The 23,772-nt window shown below is 65.1% G+C and carries 26 protein-coding genes; 11 read left to right on the top strand and 15 right to left on the bottom strand.

Annotated elements, in window-relative coordinates:
- Window positions 1–78 precede the first annotated feature (78 nt).
- Window positions 79–699, top strand: coding sequence for a hypothetical protein (locus OC446_RS05330; protein WP_262028017.1), 621 nt, complete (start codon window positions 79–81; stop codon window positions 697–699).
- 87 nt (window positions 700–786) lie between these two features.
- Window positions 787–1,212, top strand: a complete 426-nt coding sequence (gene arsC / locus OC446_RS05325) for an arsenate reductase (glutaredoxin) (RefSeq protein ID WP_262028016.1) — start codon at window positions 787–789, stop codon at window positions 1,210–1,212.
- Between the two features lie 45 nt (window positions 1,213–1,257).
- Here arsC and OC446_RS05320 read toward each other — a convergent pair whose 3' ends face one another.
- The 5 genes from OC446_RS05320 to hrcA form a co-directional block, all read right to left on the bottom strand.
- A complete protein-coding gene (locus tag OC446_RS05320; RefSeq protein ID WP_262028015.1) occupies window positions 1,258–2,493 on the bottom strand; it encodes an MFS transporter in 1,236 nt (411 codons plus the stop codon).
- A gap of 263 nt (window positions 2,494–2,756) precedes the next feature.
- Window positions 2,757–4,562 (bottom strand): translation elongation factor 4, encoded by a 1,806-nt coding sequence (gene lepA / locus OC446_RS05315; RefSeq protein WP_262028014.1) that lies wholly within the window; start codon window positions 4,560–4,562, stop codon window positions 2,757–2,759.
- Between the two features lie 195 nt (window positions 4,563–4,757).
- Window positions 4,758–5,162, bottom strand: coding sequence for a hypothetical protein (locus OC446_RS05310; RefSeq protein WP_262028013.1), 405 nt, complete (start codon window positions 5,160–5,162; stop codon window positions 4,758–4,760).
- Between the two features lie 187 nt (window positions 5,163–5,349).
- Window positions 5,350–5,757, bottom strand: a complete 408-nt coding sequence (locus OC446_RS05305; RefSeq protein ID WP_262028012.1) for a hypothetical protein — start codon at window positions 5,755–5,757, stop codon at window positions 5,350–5,352.
- A gap of 121 nt (window positions 5,758–5,878) precedes the next feature.
- A complete protein-coding gene (hrcA, locus tag OC446_RS05300; protein WP_262028011.1) occupies window positions 5,879–6,970 on the bottom strand; it encodes a heat-inducible transcriptional repressor HrcA in 1,092 nt (363 codons plus the stop codon).
- A gap of 146 nt (window positions 6,971–7,116) precedes the next feature.
- Between hrcA and rph the strand changes: the two genes are divergently transcribed.
- From rph to OC446_RS05285, 3 genes are all read left to right on the top strand, one after another.
- Window positions 7,117–7,830 (top strand): ribonuclease PH, encoded by a 714-nt coding sequence (gene rph, locus OC446_RS05295; RefSeq protein WP_262028010.1) that lies wholly within the window; start codon window positions 7,117–7,119, stop codon window positions 7,828–7,830.
- The gene (gene rdgB, locus OC446_RS05290) at window positions 7,827–8,468 is read left to right on the top strand and encodes an RdgB/HAM1 family non-canonical purine NTP pyrophosphatase (RefSeq protein ID WP_262028009.1); all 642 of its coding nucleotides are present in this window, start codon (window positions 7,827–7,829) and stop codon (window positions 8,466–8,468) included. The genes rph and rdgB overlap by 4 nt, the downstream gene beginning before the upstream one ends.
- Before the next feature lie 67 nt (window positions 8,469–8,535).
- Window positions 8,536–9,693: a M10 family metallopeptidase C-terminal domain-containing protein gene (locus OC446_RS05285; protein WP_262028008.1), complete on the top strand. Its 1,158-nt coding sequence runs from the start codon at window positions 8,536–8,538 to the stop codon at window positions 9,691–9,693.
- A 74-nt stretch (window positions 9,694–9,767) separates the two neighbouring features.
- On the opposite strand, the gene OC446_RS05280 is transcribed toward OC446_RS05285, so the two are convergent.
- Complete coding sequence (locus OC446_RS05280) at window positions 9,768–10,247, bottom strand: DUF2852 domain-containing protein (RefSeq protein WP_262028007.1); 480 nt, start codon at window positions 10,245–10,247, stop codon at window positions 9,768–9,770.
- Window positions 10,248–10,322: 75 nt separating this feature from the next.
- Window positions 10,323–10,994: a TetR/AcrR family transcriptional regulator gene (locus OC446_RS05275; protein ID WP_262028006.1), complete on the bottom strand. Its 672-nt coding sequence runs from the start codon at window positions 10,992–10,994 to the stop codon at window positions 10,323–10,325.
- Between the two features lie 297 nt (window positions 10,995–11,291).
- Here OC446_RS05275 and hemW point away from each other — a divergent pair, with 297 nt between their 5' ends.
- Complete coding sequence (gene hemW / locus OC446_RS05270; protein WP_262028005.1) at window positions 11,292–12,452, top strand: radical SAM family heme chaperone HemW; 1,161 nt, start codon at window positions 11,292–11,294, stop codon at window positions 12,450–12,452.
- Window positions 12,453–12,473: 21 nt separating this feature from the next.
- Window positions 12,474–12,914: a hypothetical protein gene (locus OC446_RS05265; RefSeq protein WP_262028004.1), complete on the top strand. Its 441-nt coding sequence runs from the start codon at window positions 12,474–12,476 to the stop codon at window positions 12,912–12,914.
- Window positions 12,915–13,009: 95 nt separating this feature from the next.
- Here the strand turns inward: OC446_RS05265 and gshB are convergent, their stop codons facing one another.
- Window positions 13,010–13,957: a glutathione synthase gene (gene gshB, locus OC446_RS05260; protein WP_262028003.1), complete on the bottom strand. Its 948-nt coding sequence runs from the start codon at window positions 13,955–13,957 to the stop codon at window positions 13,010–13,012.
- A 220-nt stretch (window positions 13,958–14,177) separates the two neighbouring features.
- On the opposite strand from gshB, the gene OC446_RS05255 reads away from it, so the two are divergent.
- Window positions 14,178–15,059: a lipid kinase gene (locus OC446_RS05255; RefSeq protein WP_262028002.1), complete on the top strand. Its 882-nt coding sequence runs from the start codon at window positions 14,178–14,180 to the stop codon at window positions 15,057–15,059.
- Here OC446_RS05255 and OC446_RS05250 read toward each other — a convergent pair.
- Window positions 15,056–15,271: a DUF1127 domain-containing protein gene (locus tag OC446_RS05250; protein ID WP_262028001.1), complete on the bottom strand. Its 216-nt coding sequence runs from the start codon at window positions 15,269–15,271 to the stop codon at window positions 15,056–15,058. The two genes, OC446_RS05255 and OC446_RS05250, sit on opposite strands and share 4 nt — an antisense overlap.
- A gap of 104 nt (window positions 15,272–15,375) precedes the next feature.
- Here OC446_RS05250 and OC446_RS05245 point away from each other — a divergent pair, with 104 nt between their 5' ends.
- Entirely contained in the window at window positions 15,376–16,248 is an 873-nt protein-coding gene (locus OC446_RS05245) for a LysR family transcriptional regulator (RefSeq protein WP_262028000.1), read from the top strand.
- Between the two features lie 99 nt (window positions 16,249–16,347).
- Here OC446_RS05245 and OC446_RS05240 read toward each other — a convergent pair whose 3' ends face one another.
- Together OC446_RS05240 and rsmI are read right to left on the bottom strand one after the other, a co-directional pair.
- Window positions 16,348–16,725 carry a YraN family protein gene (locus tag OC446_RS05240; RefSeq protein ID WP_262027999.1) on the bottom strand — a complete coding sequence of 126 codons (378 nt, stop codon included), beginning with the start codon at window positions 16,723–16,725 and terminating at the stop codon, window positions 16,348–16,350.
- Window positions 16,722–17,660 (bottom strand): 16S rRNA (cytidine(1402)-2'-O)-methyltransferase, encoded by a 939-nt coding sequence (rsmI, locus tag OC446_RS05235; RefSeq protein ID WP_262027998.1) that lies wholly within the window; start codon window positions 17,658–17,660, stop codon window positions 16,722–16,724. The genes OC446_RS05240 and rsmI overlap by 4 nt, the downstream gene beginning before the upstream one ends.
- Window positions 17,661–17,805: 145 nt before the next feature.
- Here rsmI and OC446_RS05230 point away from each other — a divergent pair, with 145 nt between their 5' ends.
- Entirely contained in the window at window positions 17,806–19,068 is a 1,263-nt protein-coding gene (locus OC446_RS05230) for a penicillin-binding protein activator (RefSeq protein WP_262027997.1), read from the top strand.
- 206 nt (window positions 19,069–19,274) lie between these two features.
- Here the strand turns inward: OC446_RS05230 and OC446_RS05225 are convergent, their stop codons facing one another.
- Genes OC446_RS05225 through OC446_RS05210 form a run of 4 tightly spaced genes read right to left on the bottom strand, consistent with a single transcriptional unit; the run spans window position 19,275 to window position 22,439 of the window.
- Window positions 19,275–19,784, bottom strand: a complete 510-nt coding sequence (locus OC446_RS05225; protein ID WP_262027996.1) for an OsmC family protein — start codon at window positions 19,782–19,784, stop codon at window positions 19,275–19,277.
- A gap of 20 nt (window positions 19,785–19,804) precedes the next feature.
- Window positions 19,805–20,593, bottom strand: coding sequence for an ABC transporter ATP-binding protein (locus tag OC446_RS05220; protein ID WP_262027995.1), 789 nt, complete (start codon window positions 20,591–20,593; stop codon window positions 19,805–19,807).
- On the bottom strand, window positions 20,593–21,447 hold the full coding sequence (locus OC446_RS05215; protein WP_262027994.1) for an ABC transporter permease: 855 nt from the start codon (window positions 21,445–21,447) through the stop codon (window positions 20,593–20,595). Before OC446_RS05215 ends, OC446_RS05220 begins: the two co-directional genes overlap by 1 nt.
- 23 nt (window positions 21,448–21,470) lie before the next feature.
- The gene (locus OC446_RS05210) at window positions 21,471–22,439 is read right to left on the bottom strand and encodes an aliphatic sulfonate ABC transporter substrate-binding protein (protein ID WP_262027993.1); all 969 of its coding nucleotides are present in this window, start codon (window positions 22,437–22,439) and stop codon (window positions 21,471–21,473) included.
- A 247-nt stretch (window positions 22,440–22,686) separates the two neighbouring features.
- Here OC446_RS05210 and OC446_RS05205 point away from each other — a divergent pair.
- Window positions 22,687–23,772: nucleotidyltransferase domain-containing protein (locus tag OC446_RS05205; protein WP_262027992.1), on the top strand; the 1,086-nt coding region annotated here is incomplete at its 3' end.

The following is a 23,772-nucleotide window of genomic DNA, read 5'->3' as shown; positions in this document are numbered from 1 at the left end:
CTCCGAAGGATTTCTACGCAACCTGTGCAGTTTCAGGGCGTTTCCTAGGGATTAAGGGTCGATCCCCCGGAGGGTCATGTGAGCGGCATAAGGTGGCGGAGAGCATGGTCGGGCGGGCTCGCTCTTGCGGCAGGGCTCGCCATGATTCCCGTGGCGCTCGCCGCCAATGACCCGCTCGACAGGATCGGCGCGACGGAGGCGATCCAGGCGCGTTTCGACGCCGCTACCCGCCAGACGCAGGTCTCCGGCAAGGCCGCGCCGGATCTCTGCTTCTCCTTCGCCCTGCCGGAGGAATGGCGCCTGACAGAAATCGGCCTGAAAGCCGTTACGTCGGATGCGGATCTCTCGATCGGTCTCCGCTCCGCCGAGGAACTTCGCGACATGCCGCAGCCGGACCTTGCGATCCGCGATGCCGCGGCCCTGCAGCGCGATTACGAGGAACTACTCGGACGGCCGGCGCAGTCGGTATCCCTGACATCGGAGCCGAGGGCGACCCGGTGGTCCGCGACGTGGATCGATGCAAGCCTGCCGACGGCATCTCAGGCCATGACGGTCGAGACCTTGATCGTGCCGCTCTCGAGCGAATGGGTGCTCGAATTGTCCCTGTCAGGTGTGAAGAGCCGCGAGGCCTACGAGGCTCTCGCATGGCGCCTCATGGCGCGATTGAAGGTGCAGGGCAGGGCGGACTGCCGGGGCTAGGCGTTCGCGGCCTGACCCGGCCTTTCGCCATCCTTGACACAGGGATGCCCGACAGGGGACGGTCTCACGCAATCGGAAGGATCAGCCATGGACGTGATCATCTACCACAACCCGCAATGCGGTACGTCTCGCAACACCTTGGGACTGATCCGCAATGCCGGGATCGAACCGCATATCATCGAGTATCTGAAGACGCCGCCGACGCGCCTGCTTCTGCGCCAGCTCATCGGGCGCATGGGGGTGAGCGTTCGCGACGTGATCCGCGAGAAGGGAACGCCCTATGCGGAACTCGGGCTCGGTGACCCTTCCTTGAGCGATGACCAGCTTCTCGACGCGATGATGGCGCATCCGATTCTGATCAATCGGCCCATCGTGGTCACGCCTCTGGGCGTCAGGCTCTGTCGTCCGTCCGAGGCCGTGATCGACATCCTGCCGCCACAGCAGGGCGAGTTCGTCAAGGAAGACGGCGAGCCGGTGACCGATGCCTCCGGCCGCCGCATCGGCGTGGCATAGCTCCGCAAAAAGAGGAGCCGTCGTTCTCCCGTCGCATGGAGGCGCTCAATGCGCCTCCAGCCGCGTTCCGACGGGAACGACAGGTTCGGGAACGAAGGTTTCCTTCTCCTCGGTCGCGGGCGCGGCGCGCTGCAGGCTTCGATAAGCGCCCCAGATCGCCATGAGGGCCTGGGCGACGATGACGACATAGAGAAGGCCCAGTCGCCCGAACTCAGTCATGGCCATGCCCGAGATGACCGGGCCGATCGCTGCCCCGATGCCTTGTAGGATCAAGAGCCCGCCGGCCGCGGCCACGAACTCGCCGGGCTTCACCATGTCGTTCACATGCGCCGTGACGATGCTGTAGGTCGGGATCACGCTGCCGCCGAAGACGGCGACATAGAGGAAGAGCAGCCAGACGGGCACCGTGATCGGCACGAAGTGAATGAGCGCGAGAAGGATGGCCGCCGCCATGCCCGACGCGCCGATGATCACGTGGCGCCGGTCCATGCGGTCCGAAAGCCAGCCGAGAGGGTAGGTGGTGGCGAAGCCGCCGAGGGTGCCGCAGGCCATGAAGATGGCGATCTCGGCCGTATCGAGCCCCCGTTCCTGAGCCCAGATCGGGCCGAGCGCGAAGAACGAACTCGTCGTGGCGCCGCAGAGAACCGCCGCCACCACGCCGAAGGGCGACTGCCGGTACAGCTGCATCAGGTTGATCTTCGTGTCGCTAACCGCGTGGACCGGCGCAGAGGCGCGCGACAGGGCCGTGGGCACGAGGGCGAGGCAGATCAGGATGGCGACAAGGCAGAACAGTCGGTAGCCGTACGGATCGCCCGCGGGCAGGAGCATCTGCCCGCCGATTCCGGCGATCAGGCCCGTCATCCCGTAAACGCTGAGAACCTGCCCGCGCGTCTGCGCGTCGGCCGAAGCGTTGAGCCAGCTCTCGACCACGATGAACAATCCGGCGAAGCAGAAACCCGTCACCGCGCGCGCGGCGATCCAGACGGGCGGATTGATCACGAGCAGATGCAGCAGGGCCGTCGAGGCAGCGATGGCCGCCAGCGCGGCGAAAGTCCGCGTGTGGCCGACCTGCTGGATCACCCGCCCGGCATAAAGGGAGCCCACCACGATCCCGCCCCAGAAGGCGGAGCCCACGGCGCCGATTTCCGTGGGCGTGAACTGCGCGATGCTGCCGCGCACGCTGAGAAGTGTGCCCTGCAGGGTATTGCCGATCTGCATGAGAGCGTAGCCGAAGAGCAGCGCAAAGAGCGTCGGCAGCGTGGACCGCAGGGACGAAGGCATGGGTTCTCCTCTTGTGAAGCGAGGTCCTGTCGCTCGGACGTGCGGTTCCGAAAGGTCTGGCTCGGACGTGCCGAAGCCCGGCGTCCGAAGACTCCGTTCCTGCAGCATCGATCCTTTGGAGAGACCTTGGCCCCGTACGTGGGTTGAACTCAGGCTACCGGATCGGGTTCCCGGCTGCGCCCATGGGCCGCTCGAACAAAAAAAGCGTGCCGGTGATGTCCGGCACGCTTTTCGACGCGTCACGTTTGGAGCAAAGCCGGAGATCAGTTGTCCATCTTCAGCGCGGCGATGAAGGCTTCCTGCGGGATGTCGACCTTGCCGTACTGGCGCATCCGCTTCTTGCCTTCCTTCTGCTTGTCGAGGAGCTTGCGCTTGCGGGAGGCGTCGCCGCCGTAGCACTTGGCGGTCACGTCCTTGCGCAGGGCGCGGATGGTCTCGCGGGCAATGATCTTGCCGCCGATGGCGGCCTGCACCGGGATCTGGAACATGTGCGGCGGGATGAGCTCTTTCAGCTTCTCGCACATGGCGCGGCCGCGGCCTTCGGCTCGGGTGCGGTGCACCAGCATGGACAGCGCGTCCACCGGCTCGCCGTTGACCAGGACCGACATCTTCACGAGGTCACCCTCGCGGTAATCGGAGATGTGGTAGTCGAAGGAAGCGTAGCCCTTCGAGACTGATTTCAGGCGGTCGTAGAAATCGAACACCACTTCGTTGAGCGGCAGATCGTAGACCACCATGGCGCGCTTGCCGACATAGTTGAGGTCGATCTGAACGCCGCGACGGTCCTGGCAGAGCTTGAGCACGGCGCCGAGGTAATCGTCGGGCGTGAGGATCGTGGCACGGATCCACGGCTCGTCGATGGACTCGATCTGCATGACGTCCGGCATGTCGGCCGGGTTGTGCAGTTCCCGGATCGAGCCGTCGCGCATGCGCAGGTGATAGACCACGGATGGCGCGGTGGAGATGAGGTCGAGGTTGAACTCGCGCTCGAGGCGCTCCTGGATGATCTCAAGATGCAGGAGCCCGAGAAAGCCGCAGCGGAAGCCGAAGCCCAGCGCGGCCGAAGTCTCCATTTCATAGGAGAAGCTCGCGTCGTTGAGACGCAGCTTGCCCATCGCGCCGCGCAGGTTCTCGAAATCGGCCGCATCAACGGGGAAAAGGCCACAGAACACCACCGGCTGCACGGGCTTGAAGCCCGGAAGCGCTTCCGCCGTGGGCTTGCGCTCGTCCGTGATGGTATCACCGACGCGGGTGTCGGCGACTTCCTTGATCGAGGCGGTGAAGAAGCCGACCTCGCCGGGGCCGAGCTGCGCCAGTTCGGTCATCTTCGGGTTGAACACGCCGACCCGGTCGAGGCCATAGGTCGCGCCCGTTCCCATCATCTTGATGGTCTGGCCCTTCTTCATGGTGCCGTCGACGATGCGCACGAGCACGACCACGCCGAGATAGGCATCGTACCAGGAATCGACCAGGAGAGCCTTGAGCGGCGCGTCCGGGTCGCCTTTCGGCGGCGGAAGCTTCTTGACGATGGCCTCCAGCACGCCTTCGATGTTGAGGCCGGTCTTGGCCGAGATCGGCACTGCGTCCGAAGCGTCGATGCCGATCACCTCCTCGATCTGCTCCTTGATCCGGTCCGGATCGGCGGCGGGCAGGTCGATCTTGTTGAGGACGGGGACGATCTCGTGGTTGGCGTCGATGGCCTGATAGACGTTGGCGAGCGTCTGCGCCTCCACGCCCTGGGAGGCGTCCACCACCAGCAGCGAGCCCTCGCAGGCGGCGAGCGACCGGGAGACTTCGTAGGCGAAGTCCACGTGGCCGGGGGTGTCCATGAGGTTCAGGATATAGGTCTTGCCGTCCTGGGCCTTGTATTCCAGGCGGACGGTCTGGGCCTTGATGGTGATGCCGCGTTCGCGCTCGATATCCATGTTATCGAGAACCTGCTCCGTCATCTCACGGGCCGTCAGCGCCCCCGTGGCCTGGATCAGGCGGTCGGCGAGCGTCGACTTGCCGTGGTCGATATGAGCCACGATGGAGAAGTTGCGGATGTTGTCGAAGGTGCGAGCGGTCATAATACTGCAAATATAAGAATGTTCAGGCCGCAATAGCAGGGGCGGCCCCCAAAGCCAAGGGAGGCCGGGTATCAGGGCCCAGCCGACTGGGCCGGTTCAGGCGGAAAGCGCGGGCTCGCCAGGAAAGGGCCAGCGATGCTGCAGGGTGAGCCGCTGCGTTCGGGCCCATCGCCTGTTAGGGACAACAGGATCGGATCAGCGCACGCACTCGACAGGGAGGCGCTCTCCTGTCTCCTCGACGAATTCTGTGCGGCACTTGAACCCGTTGATGATCTCGATGTCGCTTTGGGCGGGCCCGGAAAAGGCATAAGGGGGTGCGCCAGGACCCGGTACGCCATAGGGCGGCGGGGCGAAGATCGTGCCGGTCGCGGTCGGATCCACGCCGATCACCCCGTTCGGACCGGCGCACTGGACCGGAAGCCGAACCCCGCTGGCCCGGTCGAGAATCGTGCGGCAGGGTACCCCGTTGTAGATCCGGATTTCATGCGGGGCGGCGTCCGGGAAGGGCGAATACGGCGTCCCGCTGACCTGGGCCTGAGCAAAGCCGATGCTACCGAGCCCCATGAGGGCGGTGATCGCGACAACCGAGAGTGTCTTCACGGAAACCTCCTGGGTCCAAGGCGAACGAGCAACTCTTACGGCAGAGGTTGATGCCTGGGAGATAGGAGGCTGCCCGTCCAAGGCAACATGCCTCGAAAGGGTGCCTGCGTGACCACGCAGGCACAGGGTCGAGAGCGCTGCAGGCGCGGATCAGGACGTCCGCGCCTGCCACCAGGAGGCGGAGCGATTATCGCGAAGCGCACTCGACGGGAACGCGCTGATCGGTGCCCTGGACCAGGACGGTACGGCAGGGAACGCCGTTGATGACCCGGATCTCATGCGGGGCGGCGGTGGGGAAGGCGGAGGCCGGCGTGCCGGACACGGGAGCCTGGCCGGCCGGAGCCATGAGAACACTACCCGTGGTCGTCGGGTCCATGCCGATCATGCCGGTCGGGCTGGCGCACTGAACCGGGATGCGCTGGTTGCTCTCACGGTCGAGGATGGTGCGGCAGGGCACGCCGTTGATCGTCTGGATTTCGTGCGGTGCGGCGTTCGGGAACGGGGAGCCGGGGGTGCCGCTGACCTGAGCCTGGGCCTGGCCGAGGGCGCCGAGCATCATGAGACCGGCGCCGGCGATGATCGCTGTTGTCTTCAAGGAAACCTCCTCCATCGATGGGAACATAGGCCGCATGCGCGGACAGGAGGTTTAACGCCTCAGGCCAGGATGGTTCCCAGAAGCGTCACGATATGTTGATGAAGCCGAACGAGCGGGAGCCTTATCGTCCGCTTTCCAGAATGCGCGAGATCACCTTGGCGGTGTAGTCCACCATCGGGACGATGCGCGCGTAGTTGAGGCGCGTCGGGCCGATGACGCCCAGGACCCCGACGATCTTCTGGCTGCCGTCGCGGAAGGGGGCGGCGATCATCGAGGAGCCGGAGAGCGAGAAGAGCTTGTTCTCCGAGCCGATGAAGATGCGCACGCCCTCGCCGCCCTCGGCGCGGCTCAGGAGGTCGATCACGTCGGTCTGGGTTTCCAGGTCCGAGAAGAGCAGGCGGATGCGCTCCAGGTCCTCCGCGGCCTTCAGGTCGTCGAGGAGATTGGCCTGGCCGCGCACGATGAGCTGGCGCGAATCCGCAGGCCCCACCGTGGTGGCGAGCCCCGCTTCGACGAGCCGGGCGGTGAGGACGTCGAGCTGGCGCTCCATGTCCTCGCGGCGGGTCTGGATCTCGCGCTTGATGTCGCCGAGCGTCTTGCCCTGGATCCGGGCATTGAGAAAGTTGCCCGCCTCCACCAGGGCGCCGGCGGGCAGGCCGGCGGGCAGGTCGAGGAGGCGGTTTTCCACCGAGCCGTCCTCGGAGACGAGCACCACCAGGGCGCGGGTGGGATCGAGGCGGACGAATTCGATGTGCCTGAGGCGCGCGTTGGATTTGGAGGTCACCACGACGCCGGCGCCGCGCGAGACGCCCGACAGCAGGGCCGAGGCCTCGGCCAGGGCCGTTTCCAGGGTGTGGCCGGAGGCGGCGGCCCGCATCTGCGCCTCGATGCGCGAGCGCTCCTCGGAGGTGACGTCGCCGATCTCCATCATGGCATCGACGAAGAAGCGCAGGCCGGTCTCCGTCGGCAGACGGCCGGCGCTGGTATGGGGGGCGAAGATCAGGCCCGCCGCCTCAAGGTCAGCCATCACGTTGCGGATCGAGGCCGGCGAAAGCGTCATCGGCAGGATGCGCGAGAGGTGGCGCGAGCCCACGGGTTCGCCGGTCATGAGATAGCTCTCGACGATCTGGCGGAAGATCTCGCGGGAACGGTCGTTCAGCTCCGCGATGGCGCGGTTTTCCGAAAAATGGGAAAATGGACCGGTGGGATGCATCCGAAGGGTTCTACGCTCTCACAATTCTACCCTGCAAGCCGATATTATGTGCGGTTCGGAGGCTCCTTCGGCAAGCCTTGCGCTTGCCTAATCGTCCTGGCCGCTTCAAACAGGCGGGAATCGCAAGATCTTTCAGGAGAAACCCCATGCGTCCTTCCAACCGCGCGCCCGACGAACTGCGTCCCGTCACCTTGGAGCGCGGCGTCGCGCGCTATGCGGAAGGCTCCTGCCTGGTCTCCTTCGGCAACACGAAGGTCATCTGCACCGCCTCGCTCGAGGAAAAGGGGCCGCCGTGGCTGCGCGGCACCGGGCGCGGTTGGGTGACGGCGGAATATTCCATGCTGCCCCGCGCGACCCACGAGCGCACCCGCCGCGAGGTCAATTCCGGCAAGCCTTCGGGCCGCACCCAGGAGATCCAGCGCCTCATCGGACGCTCGCTGCGCGCCGTCGTCAACCTGCCGGCCATCGGCGAGAAGCAGATCGTCGTCGATTGCGACGTGATCCAGGCCGATGGCGGCACCCGCACCGCGTCCATCACCGGCGCCTGGGTGGCGCTGCACGAATGCTTCACCTGGATGCAGAACCGCTCGATCATCTCGATCAACCCCCTGCGTGAGCCCGTGGCGGCCATTTCCTGCGGCATCTACAAGGGCCAGCCGGTCCTCGATCTCGATTATGCAGAGGATTCCGCCGCCGAGACCGACGCTAATTTCGTGATCACCGGTTCCGGCGGCATCGTTGAGGTGCAGGGCACGGCCGAGGGCAAGCCCTTTTCCGAGGAAGAGTTCCTGAGCCTGCTGCGGCTTGCCAAGACCGGCGTGATGCAGCTCGTGGACCTGCAGAAGAAGGCCGTCGCATGAGCGTCCACCGTCTCCTGTCCGGCAAGGTCGTCATCGCGACCCACAACGCCGGCAAGCTGCGCGAGATGCAGGAACTGCTCGCTCCCTTCGGCATCGCGGCCGTCTCGGCGGGCGAGCTCGGATTGCCTGTTCCCGACGAGACGGGGCACATGTTCGCCGAGAACGCCGCCATCAAGGCTCATGCGGCGGCCAAAGCCACCGGCCTGCCGGCATTTTCCGATGATTCTGGCCTGTGCGTGAACGCCCTGGACGGTGCGCCGGGCCTGTTCACGGCCGACTGGGCGGGTCCGAAGCGGGATTTCCAGGCCGCCATGGAGCGGGTGGAGCGCGAGCTCCTGAAGCGCGAGGCGACGGATCGCCGGGCCCATTTCGTCTCCGCCCTCGTGATCGCCTGGCCCGACGGGCATGAGGAATTGTTCGAGGGACGCGTGTTCGGCCAAGTCGTATGGCCTCCGCGCGGTGACAAGGGCTTCGGCTACGACCCGATGTTCCAGCCGGAGGGCTTTGCCGAGACCTTCGGTGAGATTTCCTCCGAAGAGAAGCACGGCATCGACTGGTCGAAGCCGGAGCCCGAAGGTCTCTCCCACCGGGCCCGCGCCTTCGTGAAACTGGCGGCCGGATGTCTCAAGAGGGCCTGAGGCTCTCATCCCCATTGGAGGTGCGCTCCGGCTCCACCGGTGCTCGACGGGACCAGAGATTTCAGCTATGACGTCGTTTTGTTACGTAACAACGTTAAATTTCTGGTTTCTAGGAAGGTTGAGATCCATGGCGCTCATTCGAATCGGAGACGAGATACAAATCGGCGGCGATATGCCCCAATCTGAGTATGGAGTCACCGGATCCTCTGTGGCAGCGCTGCCAAGCGGTGGCTGGGTTGTTGTGTGGTCTGCAGAAGTTAATTTCCGAACGGTAATCCTTGCTCAGGTGTTTAACCACCTCGGTGTCGCCTATGGCCCGGCCGAGCAGGTCAATCAGCACATACAAACAAGCAGCACTCCTCACCCTGTCGTAACGGTTCTCAATGACGGGAGTTGGGTTGTGACCTGGGCGGATCTCACTGACGCCGGAGATACCATCTACCAAGGTCACTTCGCCGGCATCGCCCCGCCCCAGCTCTCCCTCACTGGTAGCTTGATCGCGGAAGCCGCCGCAACAGGTGCGCCCATCGGCAGCTTGTCGCTTGCGAACGCGAACCAGGCTGACACCGGCACCATCCAATACCAACTGCTCGACGACGCGGGCGGTCGCTTCGTGCTCGAAGGGGCGCAGCTCAAGGTGCTTGACGGTCTCAAGCTCGATTACGAGCAGGCCACGAGCCATACGGTCACTGTGAAGGTGGTCGGCAGTACCGGGTTCTCTCACACGCAGACCTTGACGGTGCAGGTCGGCGACGTCGCTCGGGAGAACGTGACGGGCAACGATTTCGCTCATTACCTCGTGGGCGGTGCCGATATCGATATTTTCAGTGGCATGGGCGGCAACGATACCCTGAGCGGCGGCGCCGGCAAGGATACCCTGACGGGCGGGGCCGGCAAGGACGTGTTCGTGTTCAACACCAAGCCGAACAAGAAGACGAACGTCGACACCATCAAGGATTTCCGCGCCAAGGATGACGACATCTGGCTCGACGATGCGGTGTTCAAAGGACTCGGCAAGGCCGGCACCATGGCGGCACCTAAGAAGATGAGCGCCAAAGCCTTCTACTCGGGCTCAAAGGCTCATGATAAAGATGACCGGATCATCTGGAACAAGGATAAGGGCATTCTCTCCTACGACCCGGACGGAACGGGTTCGAAGGCTCAGATCGCCATCGCCAAGCTGCCCAAGAAGGCTTTAGGTGCAAGCGACTTCTTCGTGATCTAAGCGTTCAGCACAAATAACGTGCGACAAGAGTTGGAGCGCCCCATTGGGGCGCTCCCTTCATTTCGTCAGACGGGTCAGGCGTTCGTCGTGCCGTTGCCGCGGCGTTTGGCCATGTAGGCGTCGAACTCTTCGCGGTCCTTGGCCCGCTTCAGTTCCTCGACGAAGTTGCGGAAGTCGCGGGCTTCCTCGTCGAGCTTGCGGCGCTCCGCTTCGAGGCGCTCCAGCTCGCTGCGGCGATAATCGTCGAAGGCCGCGTTGCCCGTGCTCGCGAAGCCGCCGAAACCGGCAGGGCCGCGCGAGGCGAAGAGGTCGTCCTTGGCCCGGCCGAGGGTGTCGCGGAAGAAGGCCTTGGCCTCATCGTATTTCGGATATCCACACATTTTCCATACCAGATAGGCCAGCGCGAGCGGCCAGACGAAGATGAAACCCAGAATGATGCCGGCGATCTCCAGGCCGCGTCCGGGCCTGCGCCCGCAGCGGCGGTGTTGAGCGCCATTGTTCCAGGGGCCCGCATGCGGGCCCGCGTTCCAAGCGGTGGAGGCAGAGTCAGACATTGAAGGTCCCTATGTTAATGCTAACAACATTAACATGCGGATGAATCTCGGCGCTTTCAAGAGAGGTTTCGTCGATTATTTCGTCGGGCTCTCAGCGCGCTCCTTCAAGGCCCCATGGACCAGGGCCAGCACACCGGCCCGGAGCAATTCGTACTTGTCCGGCAATCCAGGGCCCTTGGGCAGCTGGCCGGCGGCGTCCAGGGTGGCGATGCCGTGGGAGAGTGCCCAGACCTCGATGGCGATGAAGCGCACGTCGACGCTCTGGAACCCCTCAGGAAAGGTTTGCGACAGGGCCTGAACCAGGAAATCGAAAGCGTTTCCGACGGACCTGCCGCCGCTCTGGATGCTCTTGGCCCAGAACGGGCCGCAGGAAGCCTCCCCCTCGGCGGGCTTGGCCGAGAACATGGCGGTGTAGAAACCCGGCTCCTGCTCGGCGAAGGCGAGATAGGCCTCGCCCATGCGGGTGAAGCGCTCCAGCGCCGTGCCCTCGCTCTGCAGGGCTCGCCCGAGCCGTTTCGCCAGTTCGTCGTAGCCCCGGAAGGCGACCTCGGCCACCAGGGCATCCCGGCCCCGGAAATGGCGGTAGAGCGCGGCCGGCGTGACGCCCACGAGCTTGGCCGCATCGGCCAGGGTGAACCCGCCGATCCCCCGCTCGGCAATGAAGCGCTGCGCCGCCTCGATGAGCGCTTCCTTCAGATTGCCGTGGTGATAGCCCTGCCGGTCGAACGGGCCGCGCCAATGCCGCATGGTGGGTTCCTGACTGTTACTCTTCCGATCATAGGGCCCAGCGGCGCCGGAGACCAGAACGGAAGGTTCCATGGAGAGAACAACCTTGTGAGTGAACGGGTTCAGAAAAGTTTGGGCAGCGCTCCGTCCTTGTCATTCCCGGTGAGCCGCAGGCGAGGGAGGGGGATCCATAGCGTTGTGCTTGATCGTGGATTTCCTTCCCCTTCGCTGCGCTCCGGCCGGGAATGACAGCGAGGGTTTGCCCTGCGCGACACCGGCACCCGTGACGTTCGCGCTCCGACCTGCCATATACGCCCCATGATCGATCATCCGACGCGCGATGTGGGCTTTGGCGTTTACGTCCATTGGCCTTTCTGCGCCTCCAAGTGCCCTTATTGCGACTTCAACAGCCATGTCCGCCACCAGCCGGTGGATCAGGAGCGGTTTCTGGCGGCCTTTCGCCGGGAGATCACCCTTACGGCGGCGCGCATTCCGGGACGGACGGTCACGAGCGTTTTCTTCGGCGGCGGCACGCCTTCGCTCATGAAACCGGAAACCGTGGGGGCGATCCTCGACGCGATCGGCGCGGCGTGGGCCGTCGATCCCAAGGCCGAGGTGACGCTCGAGGCCAATCCCACCAGCGTCGAGGCCGAGCGCTTCCGCGGCTACCGTCATGCGGGCATCAACCGGGTCTCACTCGGCGTCCAGGCGCTCAACGATCCCGATTTGAAGCGCCTGGGCCGCATGCATTCGGTCGATGAGGCTCTGGGCGCCGTGAAGATCGCAGCCTCCATCTTCGAGCGCTATTCCTTCGACCTCATCTATGCGCGGCCCGGCCAGACCCCCGAGGCCTGGGGGGCGGAGCTGGAACAGGCCATCTCCCATGCGGTCGAGCACCTGTCGCTCTACCAGCTCACCATCGAACCGGGCACCTGGTTCCAGCGCCTCTACGATGCGGGCAAGATCACGGTGCCCGACGAGGAAACCGGCCGCGTGCTTTACGACATCACCCAGGAAGTCTGCGAGAAGCATGGGCTGCCGGCCTATGAGATCTCGAACCACGCCCGACCTGGCGCCGAGTCGCGCCACAACCTGCTCTACTGGCGTTACGGCGAATATGCGGGGATCGGCCCCGGCGCCCATGGACGCCTCGTGACCGGCAATGCGCGGCTAGCGACCGCCACGGAAAAGCACCCCGAGACTTGGCTGGAGCGCGTCGAGACTGAAGGGCACGGCGTCATCGACGAGGAGGTTCTGACCTCCGAGGCCGAGGGGGACGAGTTCCTGCTCATGGGTCTTCGCCTCAGGGAAGGCATCGATGCGCGCCGCTACGAGGCGTTTACGGGCAAGACGCTGAACGCGCGCGGGCTGGACATTCTGGAGGAGGAAGGGCTCGTCCGCATCGACGGCACGCGCGTGGCGGTGACGCCGAAGGGGTCGCCGGTGCTCAACGCGGTGATCGCGGAACTGGCGGCCTAACAGTTTAATTCAGGGGGTGGCGTGAGCGAGGTTCCAAAAGGGAGACACTACTTCTATCTCGAAGAGATAGGGGAGCCCAAAGATAATATACTCCGACTCGTTATCGTGGAGGCTGCTGCGCAAGGGGCTGAAGTCGAAGTTCCTAATTTGCAGATTGCCGCGCGAGAAATCGCGCCGATTCCTGATCAAGGGCCCATCGAAATCGTTTGGGAGCAATATATCGCCTATTCAGTCCGGAATGAAAGTTACGCCGTTACCGAAGAAGGGCAGCCACTTGCCGATACGATGCTTTCAGAGCGATCCGGTACCGCCTTCCTCGCATTCATTGCCAAATCGACATTGGCGACGCACGAATTTCCTGGGCCTTTCAAACATTGGGAACTCGTGTGCCTGAACCATGTCATCGACGTGGTCTCAACCACAGCCCCACGTATCAGATCGCTGGAGCCTCGGCCCCAATAGTGGACCCCACTTTTTGAGTTTATCCGATGCTCATTCTTTTGGCTGGCGCATCGGATGACGCGGCCCTCCGGGCCCGTCCGATGCGCCAGGCTGCATCATGCCTGCTTCACCTTGCTCTCGATCACGTCCCACACCGCCATCGCGAGATCAGGCCCGCCCAGACGCTTGATGGCCCGGATGCCCGTGGGGGCTGTCACGTTGATCTCCGTCAGGTTGCCGTCGATCACGTCGATGCCCACGAGGATGAGGCCCATGCGCTTGAGGTCGGGGCCGATGGTCTCGCAGATCTCGCGCTCGCGCGGGGTGAGGTCCGTGGGCTTGGCCGCGCCGCCGCGCACCATGTTGGAGCGGATGTCGTTGGCCGCCGGCACCCGGTTGATCGCGCCCGCCGCCTCGCCGTCGATGAGGATGATGCGCTTGTCGCCTTCGGTGATCTTGGGCAGGAAGCGCTGAATCACCCAGGGCTCACGGAACAGGTTGGAGAACAGGTCGTAGAGAGAGCCGAAATTCGGATCCTCGCGCCCGACCTTGAACACGCTCGCGCCGCCATGGCCGTAGAGCGGCTTCATCACCACGTCGCCGTGCTCGCGCCGGAACTCCTCGATCTCCTGCCTGTCGCGGGAGATGAGGGTCGGCGGCATCAGGTGCGGGAAATGCGTGACGAAGATCTTCTCCGGCGCGTTGCGCACATGGGTCGGGTCGTTGACCACAAGCGTCTTCGGATGGATGCGCTCGAGGAAATGGGTGGCGGTGATGTAGGCGAGGTCGAAGGGAGGGTCCTGGCGCATGAGCACCGCGTCGACGGTCGACAGATCGACCCGCTCAGGCGTTCCCAGGGTGAAATGATCGCCTTCCACGTCGCGCGCTTCGATGGTTTCCGCCATGGCGATCACCGCTCCGTCGCGCAGGGACAGGCGGTCGGGGGTGTAGTGCAGGACCCGATGCCCACGCCGCTGGGCTTCGAGCATCAGCGCAAAGCCGGTATCGCCTGCGATCTTGATGCTGCGGATGTGATCCATCTGGAACGCAACGGTGAGGGTCATGCGTCAGGCCTCCTTGGGAAGCAGGGTTATTGGGCCAAATATCCAGGATGGCAACTCCAAAGCATCGGACCCAAAAGGGGATTTGCACTTTTGGAGCCGAATCCGTGGCTTGCTCCATGGATGAGAGCCTCGTGAACGAAAACCGGGGAGGCGGGTTATCCAACGGCTCCGCTTCGATGAACCCTTGCGGATCCGCTCAAGCTTTTCCATGTGACAGACCATGCCCCGCCGCGCTCTTCTGATCGTCAATACCAAAAGCCGTAGCGGTGCCGCCCAGTGCGACATGGCTGTCGATCGCCTGAAGGATCACGGCATCGAACCCGTTCACCTGGAATGTGGCCGCCGCGAGGACCTGTCTCCGCTCATCGTCGAACACGCCGAGGACGTGGACTGCGCGATCGTGGGCGGCGGCGACGGCACCATCAATGCGGCGGCCCTCGGGGTGATCGAGGCCGGTCTGCCCTTGGGCATTCTGCCCATGGGCACGGCCAACGATCTCGCCCGCACCCTCGGCATTCCCTTCGATATCGACGCCGCCGCCGATGTCATCGCCCGGGGTGTCACCCGCCGGATCGATCTCGGCCTCGTCAACGGCGAACCGTTCTTCAATGTGGCGAGCCTCGGATTGTCGGCGGAGCTGGCGCAGAAGCTGACACGGGACATCAAGCGCCGCTGGGGCCGCCTCGGCTATGCGCTGGTGGCCCTCAAGGTCCTGGCGCAGGCCAAGCCGTTCCGGGCCACCATCACCAGCGAGAACGAATCCGTGCGCGTGAAGACGCTGCAGATCGCGGTCGGGAACGGGCGCTTCTACGGCGGCGGGAATGCGGTGGAAAAGGACGCGGCCATCGACGACCAGCATCTCGATCTCTACAGCCTGGAGCTGGAACGGGCCTGGAAGCTCGCCCTCATGGCGCGCTCGTTCCGCCACGGGCAGCACGGCGCCTGGGAGGAGGTGAGGGCGGTCAGGGCCAAGGAGTTCGACATCCGCACCCGCAAGCCGAGGCCCATCAATGCGGATGGCGAGATCGTGACCCAGACGCCCGCCCATTTTTCGATCCGGCCAGCGGCCGTCACGGTGTTCGCGCCCGAACAGGACGATTAGTGCCGGCCGCACCTGACGGCATCCTCCAGGCTCCCCGGCGTGAGGCCGATATCGTGCAGCATCGCATCGTCGAGCGAGCTGACGTCGCGCAGGGCGCGGCGGATCTCGATCTCATGCATGAGGGCCGCGAAGAGGCTCCTGATCCGCGAGGGCTTGGCGGCCTTCTGCTCATGCTCGGTGGTCCAATCGCCGACGGTGGTGTGAGCTGTCATGGCTGTCTCCTCAGGTTCGATGAGAAGAGGATGCGCCTCCCGCTTGCATAAAGGAAACGAATGTTCATTATGTTGAAAATAACCAATCTTTATTGAGGTGAGCCGTGGCCCGGAACCTGGATGTGAGCCTGCTCAGGGCCTTCGTTGCGGTAGTGGATGCCGGTGGGATGACCGCCGCCACCGGGGTCCTCAACCTGACCCAGGCGGCGGTGAGCCAGCAGATCAAGCGCCTGGAGGAGACCCTGGGCGAGGAGCTCATCACCCGGGACCGGCGCGGCATGAAGCTCACGACCGCCGGCGAGCGCCTGTTCGGACGCGCGAAGCGGATGCTGGCCCTCAACGATGAAATCTGGACCGAGATGACGACGCCGGAATTCGAGGGCGAGGTGCGGCTCGGCATTCCGAGCGACATCATCACCACCTATCTGCCGACCTTCCTGAAGGATTTCGCGCGCCGCTATCCGCGCGTGCAGATCTCGCTCAACAGCGGCTCCAGCGTCTCCCTCCGCTCGAAGCTCTATGCCGGCCAGGTCGATGTGGTGCTCGCCACCGAAATGGCCTGCGATCCCGATGGCCGGAATCTCGTGATGGACCGTCTCGTGTGGGTCGGCGCGCGCGGCGGCGATGCGGCGCGGCAGCGTCCGCTGCCCGTTTCCATCGGCTGTTCCGATTGCGCCTTCCGCGCGCCGATCCGCGAGGCGCTGCAGCAGGCCGGCATCGAATGGCGTTCGGTGTCCGAGGTGACGAACACCTCGGCCCAGGTGGCGACGGTGGCGGCCGATATCGCCGTGATGGCCTGGATGGCTTCGACCGTGCCAATCGGCTTCGACGTGCTGGGACCTGAATCGGGCCTGCCGGCGCTGCCGCCGTTCATGGTCAATCTCTACCTGCCGCGTGATGGCGGCAGTCATGTGGTGCAGGAACTGGCGCGGCACATCCGCGAGGCGGTGGCGGACCGGCACCGGATGGCGGCTTAGAGCATCGAACGCAAAAGTGGGCACCGGTTTTGCGTGAAAAGATGCGTCAAACCAAACAGATAAAGCATCGGGCGTGAGTTCGAATTCACGTCCGATGCTTTAGCGCATCTCCAGCTCGAACGCCGACACGATGTGCCGCGGCCAGCTCTTGGGCGCGATGAACACCGCATCGGCGCGCCACGTCTTGCCCTGCGCCCAAGCGTTGCGCGAGAGCCATGCGCGGACCGCGCGGGAGAAGCGCTGTCGCTTGCGGGCCGTGATGGCGGACAACGCGTCATCCATCAGGCCGCGCGCCTTCACCTCGACGAACGCGATGGTGTCGCCGCGCATCACGATCAGGTCGATCTCGCCGCCCGAGGCCGCATAACGGCGTGCGAGGGGGCGGTAGCCTTTCATCAGCAGAAACAACAGCGCGATCCACTCGGCGCGGTGGCCGCGCAGGAAAGTGGCGCGGCGCCGTTCGAGAGCGCTCGTCATGCGTCCTTCTTGGCGAGCGTCAGGGCGCGGGCATAGACCTCGCGCTTGGGCAGATCGAGCTCCGCCGCGACGAGCGCCGCCGCGTCCTTGATCGAGTGGTTCTTCAGCGCCGCTTCGAGCCTGCCGTCGAGCGCCGCATCGGCCTCGGCCGCATGCATCGCTTTCGTCGCTTCGCCGATCAGCACCACGATCTCACCCCTGGGCGGGCCTTCCTCGGCGAATTGCCGGGCGAGTTCCGGCAGGGTGCCACGCCGGATTGTCTCGAACATCTTGGTCAGTTCGCGCGCCACCACGGCCTGCCGCTCGCCGAGCACATCGGCCGCATCGGCGAGCATGTCGGGCAGGCGGTGAGGTCCCTCGAACAGCATGAGCGTGCCGGGGATCGTGCCGATCTCGGTAAGACGCGCGCGGCGTGCGGCGCTCTTCGGCGGCAGGAAACCTTCGAAGAAGAAGCGGTCGGTCGGCAGGCCCGAGGCCACGAGGGCGGTGAGCACGGCGGAGGGGCCTGGGATCGGGGTGACGGGCAGCCCTTCCTCGATGGCGGCCTGCACGAGCTTGTAGCCCGGGTCCGACACCAGGGGCGTGCCCGCATCCGACACCAGCGCCAGGGCCTGGCCCTCACGGATCCGGTGAACCATGCGCTCGCGCACCGCGTCGTTGGAATGCTCGTGATAGGCCACCAGCGGCGTGGTGATGCCGTAATGGGCGAGCAGGGTCTTCGTCACCCGCGTATCCTCGGCGAGGATCGCATCCGCGGCGGCGAGCACGTTCAACGCGCGGAAGGACACGTCCTGCAAATTGCCGATGGGCGTCGCGACCACGTAGAGTCCCGGCGACAGGGGCTTGGCCTCGGCGGCGAGGCCGAAGGCCGTGAAGGTGGCGACCCGTTCGTTCGGCTCGCGCCGCTTGGTTCGATTATCGATTCTCTGGCTCATCGTCGTCACTGTCGCATGAAGGGGTGTCGTCGCGAAAGCGGGGTCGTCCAACCGTCAACCGTCATTGGAAACAATGTTTACCTTTTGCCGCCATGCTTTGACCATCGCTTGGCTGTTTCCAAAGGGGGTGGAGATGGCGCGCTTCATGAAACGAGCAGCCGGTTTTTCCGGTCATGCCGCCTGGGCTTTCGTTCTCTCCGCATCGCTGGTGCTGTCCGGATGCGTCGGCTCCGGCAGCCGGAGCTCGGCCCGAAAGCCGGCCCGTCCTGCCGCCACGGCGCCGTCCGAGCCCCTGTACGCGGCCGATGTTCCATCGACCGCCGCTCCCATGCCGAGTGCTCCCCGGCGGGAAGGCACGACCGTCGGCCATGGTGCCGTCAGGGTCGCGCTGATCCTGCCTCTGTCGGGAGCGGGCCAGGGGGCCATGGTGGCGCAGAGCATGCGCAACGCGGCGGAACTGGCCCTCGACGAATTCCAGGGCTCCGACCTCACCATTCTGGTCAAGGACGATGCCGGTACGCCGGAAGGCGCGCAGGCGGCGGCGCAGCAGGCCTTGGCCGAAGGCGCCGAGCTCATCATCGGGCCGCTCTACGCGGGCTCCGTGCAGGCCGCCGGGCAGGTGGCCCGCCAGAGAGGCAAGACCGTCATCGGCTTCTCGACGGATGCGAGCGTCGCCAGCCAGGGCGTCTATCTTCTCAGCTTCATGGTGCAGGAGGAGGTGGACCGCATCGTGTCGTTCGCCGCCAGCCAGGGACGCCGCTCGATCGCGGCCCTGATTCCGGACACGCAATATGGCCGCGTGGCCGCCACGCGGCTGCAGCAGGCGACAGCACGGCAGGGCATCCGCATTGCCGCGCTCGAGTATTATCCGCCGGGCCGGCCCCATGACGTCGTGCAGCGCATGACGCCCGTGATCGGCGGGCCTTCCCCGCAGGCCGACGCCCTGTTCATTCCGGAGAACGGCGACGGCCTGCCGGCCATCGCCCAGGCGCTGCAGATGGCGGGCTTCGATCCGCTGCGGGTCAAGCCGCTCGGCACCGGCCTGTGGGACGAACCGCGCGTGACGGCGCTCCCGGCCCTGCAGGGAGGCTGGTTCGCGGCTCCCGACAAACGCGGCTTCACGGCCTTCGCCGAGCGCTACCGGGCGCGCTTCAACGTCGATCCGATTCGCCTGGCGAGCCTGTCCTACGATGCCGTGACGCTGGCCGCCGCGCTCGCCCGGATGCAGGGCCCGCAGGCCTTCACCGAGGCCATGCTGACGAGCCCGGCCGGTTTCGCCGGCGCCGACGGCGTGTTCCGCTTCAATCCCGACGGAACCAACGAACGCGGGCTGACCGTGCAGGAAATCCGCGGCGGCAGCGCCGTCGCGATCAGCGGCGCGCCGCGAACCCTGGTGGCTGGGAATTGAGGGCATTCTGCTTCCCATGCCATAGGCTCATCGAAGCGAGGAAATCCTTCCTCAACCCTCATCCTGAGGAGGGTCGTAGGCCCGTCTCGAAGGAGGATCCTGTATTCTCTGGAAGCTCCTTCGAGACGCAGCTTCGCTGCTCCTCAGGATGAGGTGAGGGTTTTGTGAAGAACCGCTCAAGAGGAGCGTAATCCGAACTGCAAGCCTTACGTCCGCGTCAGCGTCGCGCTCAGCTCGGGCTTGTTGTTGAGGGTCTGGAAGACGACGCAGTAGCGCTCGGTGAGCTTGAGCAGCTGGTCGATCTTCTCCTGCGGTGCATCCGTGTCGATCTCGAAGGAGAGGCGGATGTTCCTGAAGCCGACGGGCGCTGTCTTGTCGACGCCGAGCGTGCCGCGGAAATCGAGATCGCCTTCGGCCTTCACGGCGCCATGGCGTAGATCGATCTCGAGGGCGGTCGCGACGGCTTTCAACGTCACGCCCGCGCAGGCGACGAGCGCTTCGAGGAGCATGTCGCCCGAGCACAGTTCCGCGCCGGAGCCGCCGGTGGCCGGGTGAAGGCCCGCAACGGCGAGCGCGCGGCCGGTCTCGACCTTGCAGGCGATATGCTGGTCGTCGAGCGTGCCCTGCGCCTTCAGGGTGATCACGGCCTTGTCGGGATCGTTGCGGTATTGATCCTTCAGCGGCGCCTGAAGGGCGCGAAGAGCGGTCGCATCCATGATGAAGTCCTTTGGGGTTCCTACCACCACAACGCAGCGGCCTGACGGTCGCGTTCACGCTGAGGCTGCAATTGAGGTGCTTTGAGGGAATGGTCCAGGGCCGTCAAGATGCGGCGCACGGAGGTCTCGAAGGGAAGACCCGTCTTGTCACGCGGACGCGAGAGTGTCAGCGGCAGTTCATCGAAGATCCGGCCGGGCTTCGGCTGCATCACGATGGCCCGGTCGGCGAGCGTCACCGCCTCCTGAACATCGTGCGTCACGAGCACGACGGTCGGGCGCGTTTCCTCCCACAGGGCCAGCAGATGCTCGTGCAGGCTCGCGCGGGTGAAGGCATCGAGCGCCGAGAAGGGTTCGTCGAGGAGCAGTACCTTCGGGTTCGTCACGAAGGCGCGTGCGATGGAGACGCGCTGCTGCTGGCCGCCCGAGAGATCGCGCGGCCAGCGATCCGCATGTTCGACCAGGCCGATCTTATCGAGGGCATGGGCGACGCGCGCCTTCTTCTCGGCGGCGGGCAGGCCGTCGAGCCCGAAGGCGATGTTGTCGGCCACCGACAGCCAGGGCAGAAGGCGCGGCTCCTGGAACACGATGCCGACGGCGGGATGAGGGCCTGAGAGCACTTCGTCGTCGAGGCTGATCCGGCCCGCGCTCGCCTGGTCGAGGCCCGCGATGAGACGCAGCAACGTGGTCTTGCCGCAGCCCGAGCCGCCGATCAGCGAGACGATCTCGCCTTCCTGCACGACGAGATTGATGTCGGACAGGGCCCGCGTGCCGTCGGCATAGGTCTTGGAGAGGTGTTCGAGGTTCAGCATCACAGCCTCTCCCGTACGGTGTCCTGCCAGCGCACGAGCGGCTTGGTGGCGGCGACGAGCAGGCTGTCGGCGATCTTGCCGAGGAGCGCGAAGGCGATGATCGCGGCGAGGATCTGGTCGGGCTTGCCCATCTGCTGGCCATCGACGAGCAGGTATCCGAGGCCTTCCGATGCGCCCATGAACTCCGCCGCGACGACGAACATGAAGCCGAGGCCGAGACCCGAGCGGAGCGCGATCACGGCCTCCGGCAGAACGGCCGGCAGCAGGATGCGGCGGGCGAGCTGCACGCGCGAGAGACGGAACACATGACCGACCTCCACGAGCTTGCGGTCAACGGACAGGATGGCGCCCGCGATGCCGAGATAGACGGGGAAGAACACGCCAACGGCAATCAGCGCCACTTTCGAGGCCTCGAAGATGCCGAGCCAGAGAATGAACAGCGGCACCCAGGCGATGGAGGGAATCGCGCGCAGGGCCTGCAGGGTCGGGTCGAGGATCTGGCGGGTCGTCTTGCTGGAGCCGGACAGCGCGCCGAGCACGATGCCCGCGACGGCGCCGATCACGAAGCCGACGAGAACGCGCCAGAGCGTCATCCAGGTGTGGGTCCATAATTCGCCGGTCTTCGCCAGGCCCCAGAGGGTCGTGAGGATGCGGCTCGGCGGGGGCACGAGGCGTCCCTGCGCGAGACCGAAGCGGACGGCGGCCTCCCAGAGAAGCGCGACGGCGATGGGCAATAAAAAGCCGAGAAGGATGCGCCAGTCGAAGGCGCGTCGCTTCTCGGTTGAGGCAGGGGCCGCGAGAGCGGCGGCACCCTCATGGGAGGACCAGGCGGAATTTACGATTTCGCCTGTCACGGCGCTCTCCCGCGATGAAGACATCAGCGCGACGCGGTGGCGAAGCGGCGATCGATGAGGGAATCGACGGCGGCCTGCACGTTCGCGTCGGCGGGGATCACCCCGGCCTGCTGCAGGGCGAGGCCCGCGGCGAGGATCGTGTCGGCTTGGGGCTGACCGATGGAGGAATGGGTCAGCTCCGTACGCTCGAGCTGACGCTCGATGACCGCGTTGGACAGCTTGGTATAGGTCACGAGGGTCTTCTTCAGCTCGTCCTTATTGGCGAGCGCGTATTGGCGGGCTTCCTCATAGGCCTTGAGAACGCGCTGCACGAGAGCCGGGTTGTCCTTGGCGAAGGCTTCCGAGACGTTGAGCACGCCCCAGGTATTGGCACCGGCGTTGCGATAGAAGAGCTGGGCGCCGCTTTCCACTTCGGCGGCCGCCATCAGCGGGTCGAGGCCGGCCCAGGCATCCACGTCGCCGCGCTCCAGGGCGGTGCGGCCGTCCGGATGCTGGAGCAGAACGAGCTTCACGTCCTTCTCGGTGAGCTTGGCGTCCTGCAGGGCGCGTACCAGGAAGATGTGCGGGTCGGTGCCGCGGGTCACGGCGACGCGCTTGCCCTTCAGATCCTCGACCTTGGTGATGCCCGTATCCTTGCGGGTGACGAGGGCGGTCCATTCGGGGCGGGAATAGACGTAGATCGACTTGATCGGGTTGCCGTTGATCTTGCCGATCAGGGCGGCGGCGCCGGCCGTGGAACCGAAATCGATCGACCCGGCATTGAGGAATTCGAGGGCCTTGTTGGAGCCGAGCGACTGCACCCAGCGCACGCTGATGCCGTCCTTCTCCAGTTCCTTCTCGAGGAAGCCCTTGTCCTTCAGGACGAGGCTGACCGGGTTGTAGGTGGCGTAATCGATGCGGATTTCCTTCACCTGCGCGGAAGCCGCAGTGGTGAGGGAGGCGAGGCCCGTGGCGAGGGAGGCGGCGATCAGGAGGCGGCGCGTCAGGCTCATCGTGTTCTTCCCATGTTGTGCGCATGGGAGCTTCGTGGCGCCCGGCGCTTTAGCTGCACTTGTTTCGCGCCCGCAATCTGCATGCTCAAATCGGCGCGTGTCCGTTTTATAGAACTGGTCGTTTTTTATGTCAAACACTATCTCTTATAACGAACAAACTACCCGTTCCGACGGATAGTTCCAGTCCTCCCTTGGGAGGAGACGTTTCAGGTGGTAAGTCAGACTATTCCTCGCATGCGGTTCATCCATGACCCTTCATAGCCCCAAGAGCGTCCTGAAAACCCTCGGCGGCGAGCCGATCCGCGATGCGGCGGAGCTGCGCGCCCGGCTGGTGCCCGTATTGAAGGCGATGCTCGAGCAGGGCCACGAGGAGGCTCAGGCGAAGCTCCAGGAGAGCCAGAACGGGTTCGTCTGCGCCCGCTATCTCTGCGAGCGCATGGACGAGCTGGTGCGCATCGTCCACGACGCGGTGGTCCAGCATCTCTATCTGGCCGCCAACCCTTCGGCGGGCGAGCGGCTCGCCGTGGTGGCGACTGGGGGCTACGGGCGGGGAACCCTGGCGCCGGGCTCCGACGTCGATCTCCTGTTCCTGCTGCCCTACAAGCAGACCGCCTGGAGCGAAAGCGTCGTCGAGGCGATGCTGTACGTGTTCTGGGACCTGAAGCTGAAGGTCGGGCATGCGACGCGTTCGGTGGAGGAATGCCTGCGCGAGGCCCATGCGGACATGACGATCCGCACCTCCCTGCTCGAAGCCCGCTTTCTGTTCGGCGATCGGGAGCTCTTCGACAATCTGGAGAAGCGCTTCGACCAGGAGGTCGTCGCGACCTCGGCGGCGGAATTCGTGGACGCCAAGCTGAAGGAGCGCGATGCCCGGGTGGCCAAGGCGGGCGCGTCCCGCTACCTCGTCGAGCCGAACGTGAAGGACGGGAAGGGGGGGCTGCGCGACCTCAACACGCTCTTCTGGATCGCCAAATATGTCTACCGGGTGAAGGAACCCAAGGAGCTGGTGAAGGCGGGGCTCTTCACGCAAGCCGAGTTCAATCTGTTCTCGCGCTGCGAGGAGTTCCTGTGGCGCGTGCGCTGCCACATGCATTTCGCCACCGGCCGCGCCGAGGAGCGCCTGACCTTCGACCTGCAGCGCACGATCGCCGAGCGCATCGGTTTTTCGCCGCGCGGCGGCCTGTCGGCGGTCGAGCGCTTCATGAAATCCTATTTCCTCATCGCCAAGGACGTGGGCGACCTCACGGCCATTGTCTGCGCGGAGCTCGAAGCGCGCCAGACCAAGCGCCGTCCCATGCTCGACCGGATGTTCGGCCGCTTCCGCCGCCGCAGC

The organism is Microvirga sp. Mcv34, assembly GCF_024519725.1.
In the GTDB taxonomy this organism is placed as follows: Bacteria; Pseudomonadota; Alphaproteobacteria; order Rhizobiales; family Beijerinckiaceae; genus Microvirga.
This window is presented reverse-complemented; position numbering and strand designations above follow the sequence as displayed.

Coding starts and splice junctions, on each gene's coding strand:
- OC446_RS05280 (WP_262028007.1), bottom strand. CDS start 10,247: ATGTCTGACTCTGCCTCCACCGCTTGGAACGCGGGCCCGCATGCGGGC.
- OC446_RS05225 (WP_262027996.1), bottom strand. CDS start 19,784: ATGGATGCGACCGCTCTTCGCGCCCTTCAGGCGCCGCTGAAGGATCAA.
- rsmI (WP_262027998.1), bottom strand. CDS start 17,660: ATGAGCCAGAGAATCGATAATCGAACCAAGCGGCGCGAGCCGAACGAA.
- OC446_RS05275 (WP_262028006.1), bottom strand. CDS start 10,994: ATGCGGCATTGGCGCGGCCCGTTCGACCGGCAGGGCTATCACCACGGC.
- OC446_RS05250 (WP_262028001.1), bottom strand. CDS start 15,271: ATGACAGCTCACACCACCGTCGGCGATTGGACCACCGAGCATGAGCAG.
- gshB (WP_262028003.1), bottom strand. CDS start 13,957: ATGACCCTCACCGTTGCGTTCCAGATGGATCACATCCGCAGCATCAAG.
- OC446_RS05255 (WP_262028002.1), top strand. CDS start 14,178: ATGCCCCGCCGCGCTCTTCTGATCGTCAATACCAAAAGCCGTAGCGGT.
- OC446_RS05230 (WP_262027997.1), top strand. CDS start 17,806: ATGAAACGAGCAGCCGGTTTTTCCGGTCATGCCGCCTGGGCTTTCGTT.
- OC446_RS05220 (WP_262027995.1), bottom strand. CDS start 20,593: ATGCTGAACCTCGAACACCTCTCCAAGACCTATGCCGACGGCACGCGG.
- hemW (WP_262028005.1), top strand. CDS start 11,292: ATGATCGATCATCCGACGCGCGATGTGGGCTTTGGCGTTTACGTCCAT.
- hrcA (WP_262028011.1), bottom strand. CDS start 6,970: ATGCATCCCACCGGTCCATTTTCCCATTTTTCGGAAAACCGCGCCATC.
- lepA (WP_262028014.1), bottom strand. CDS start 4,562: ATGACCGCTCGCACCTTCGACAACATCCGCAACTTCTCCATCGTGGCT.
- rph (WP_262028010.1), top strand. CDS start 7,117: ATGCGTCCTTCCAACCGCGCGCCCGACGAACTGCGTCCCGTCACCTTG.
- OC446_RS05320 (WP_262028015.1), bottom strand. CDS start 2,493: ATGCCTTCGTCCCTGCGGTCCACGCTGCCGACGCTCTTTGCGCTGCTC.
- arsC (WP_262028016.1), top strand. CDS start 787: ATGGACGTGATCATCTACCACAACCCGCAATGCGGTACGTCTCGCAAC.
- OC446_RS05285 (WP_262028008.1), top strand. CDS start 8,536: ATGACGTCGTTTTGTTACGTAACAACGTTAAATTTCTGGTTTCTAGGA.
- OC446_RS05240 (WP_262027999.1), bottom strand. CDS start 16,725: ATGACGAGCGCTCTCGAACGGCGCCGCGCCACTTTCCTGCGCGGCCAC.
- rdgB (WP_262028009.1), top strand. CDS start 7,827: ATGAGCGTCCACCGTCTCCTGTCCGGCAAGGTCGTCATCGCGACCCAC.
- OC446_RS05210 (WP_262027993.1), bottom strand. CDS start 22,439: ATGAGCCTGACGCGCCGCCTCCTGATCGCCGCCTCCCTCGCCACGGGC.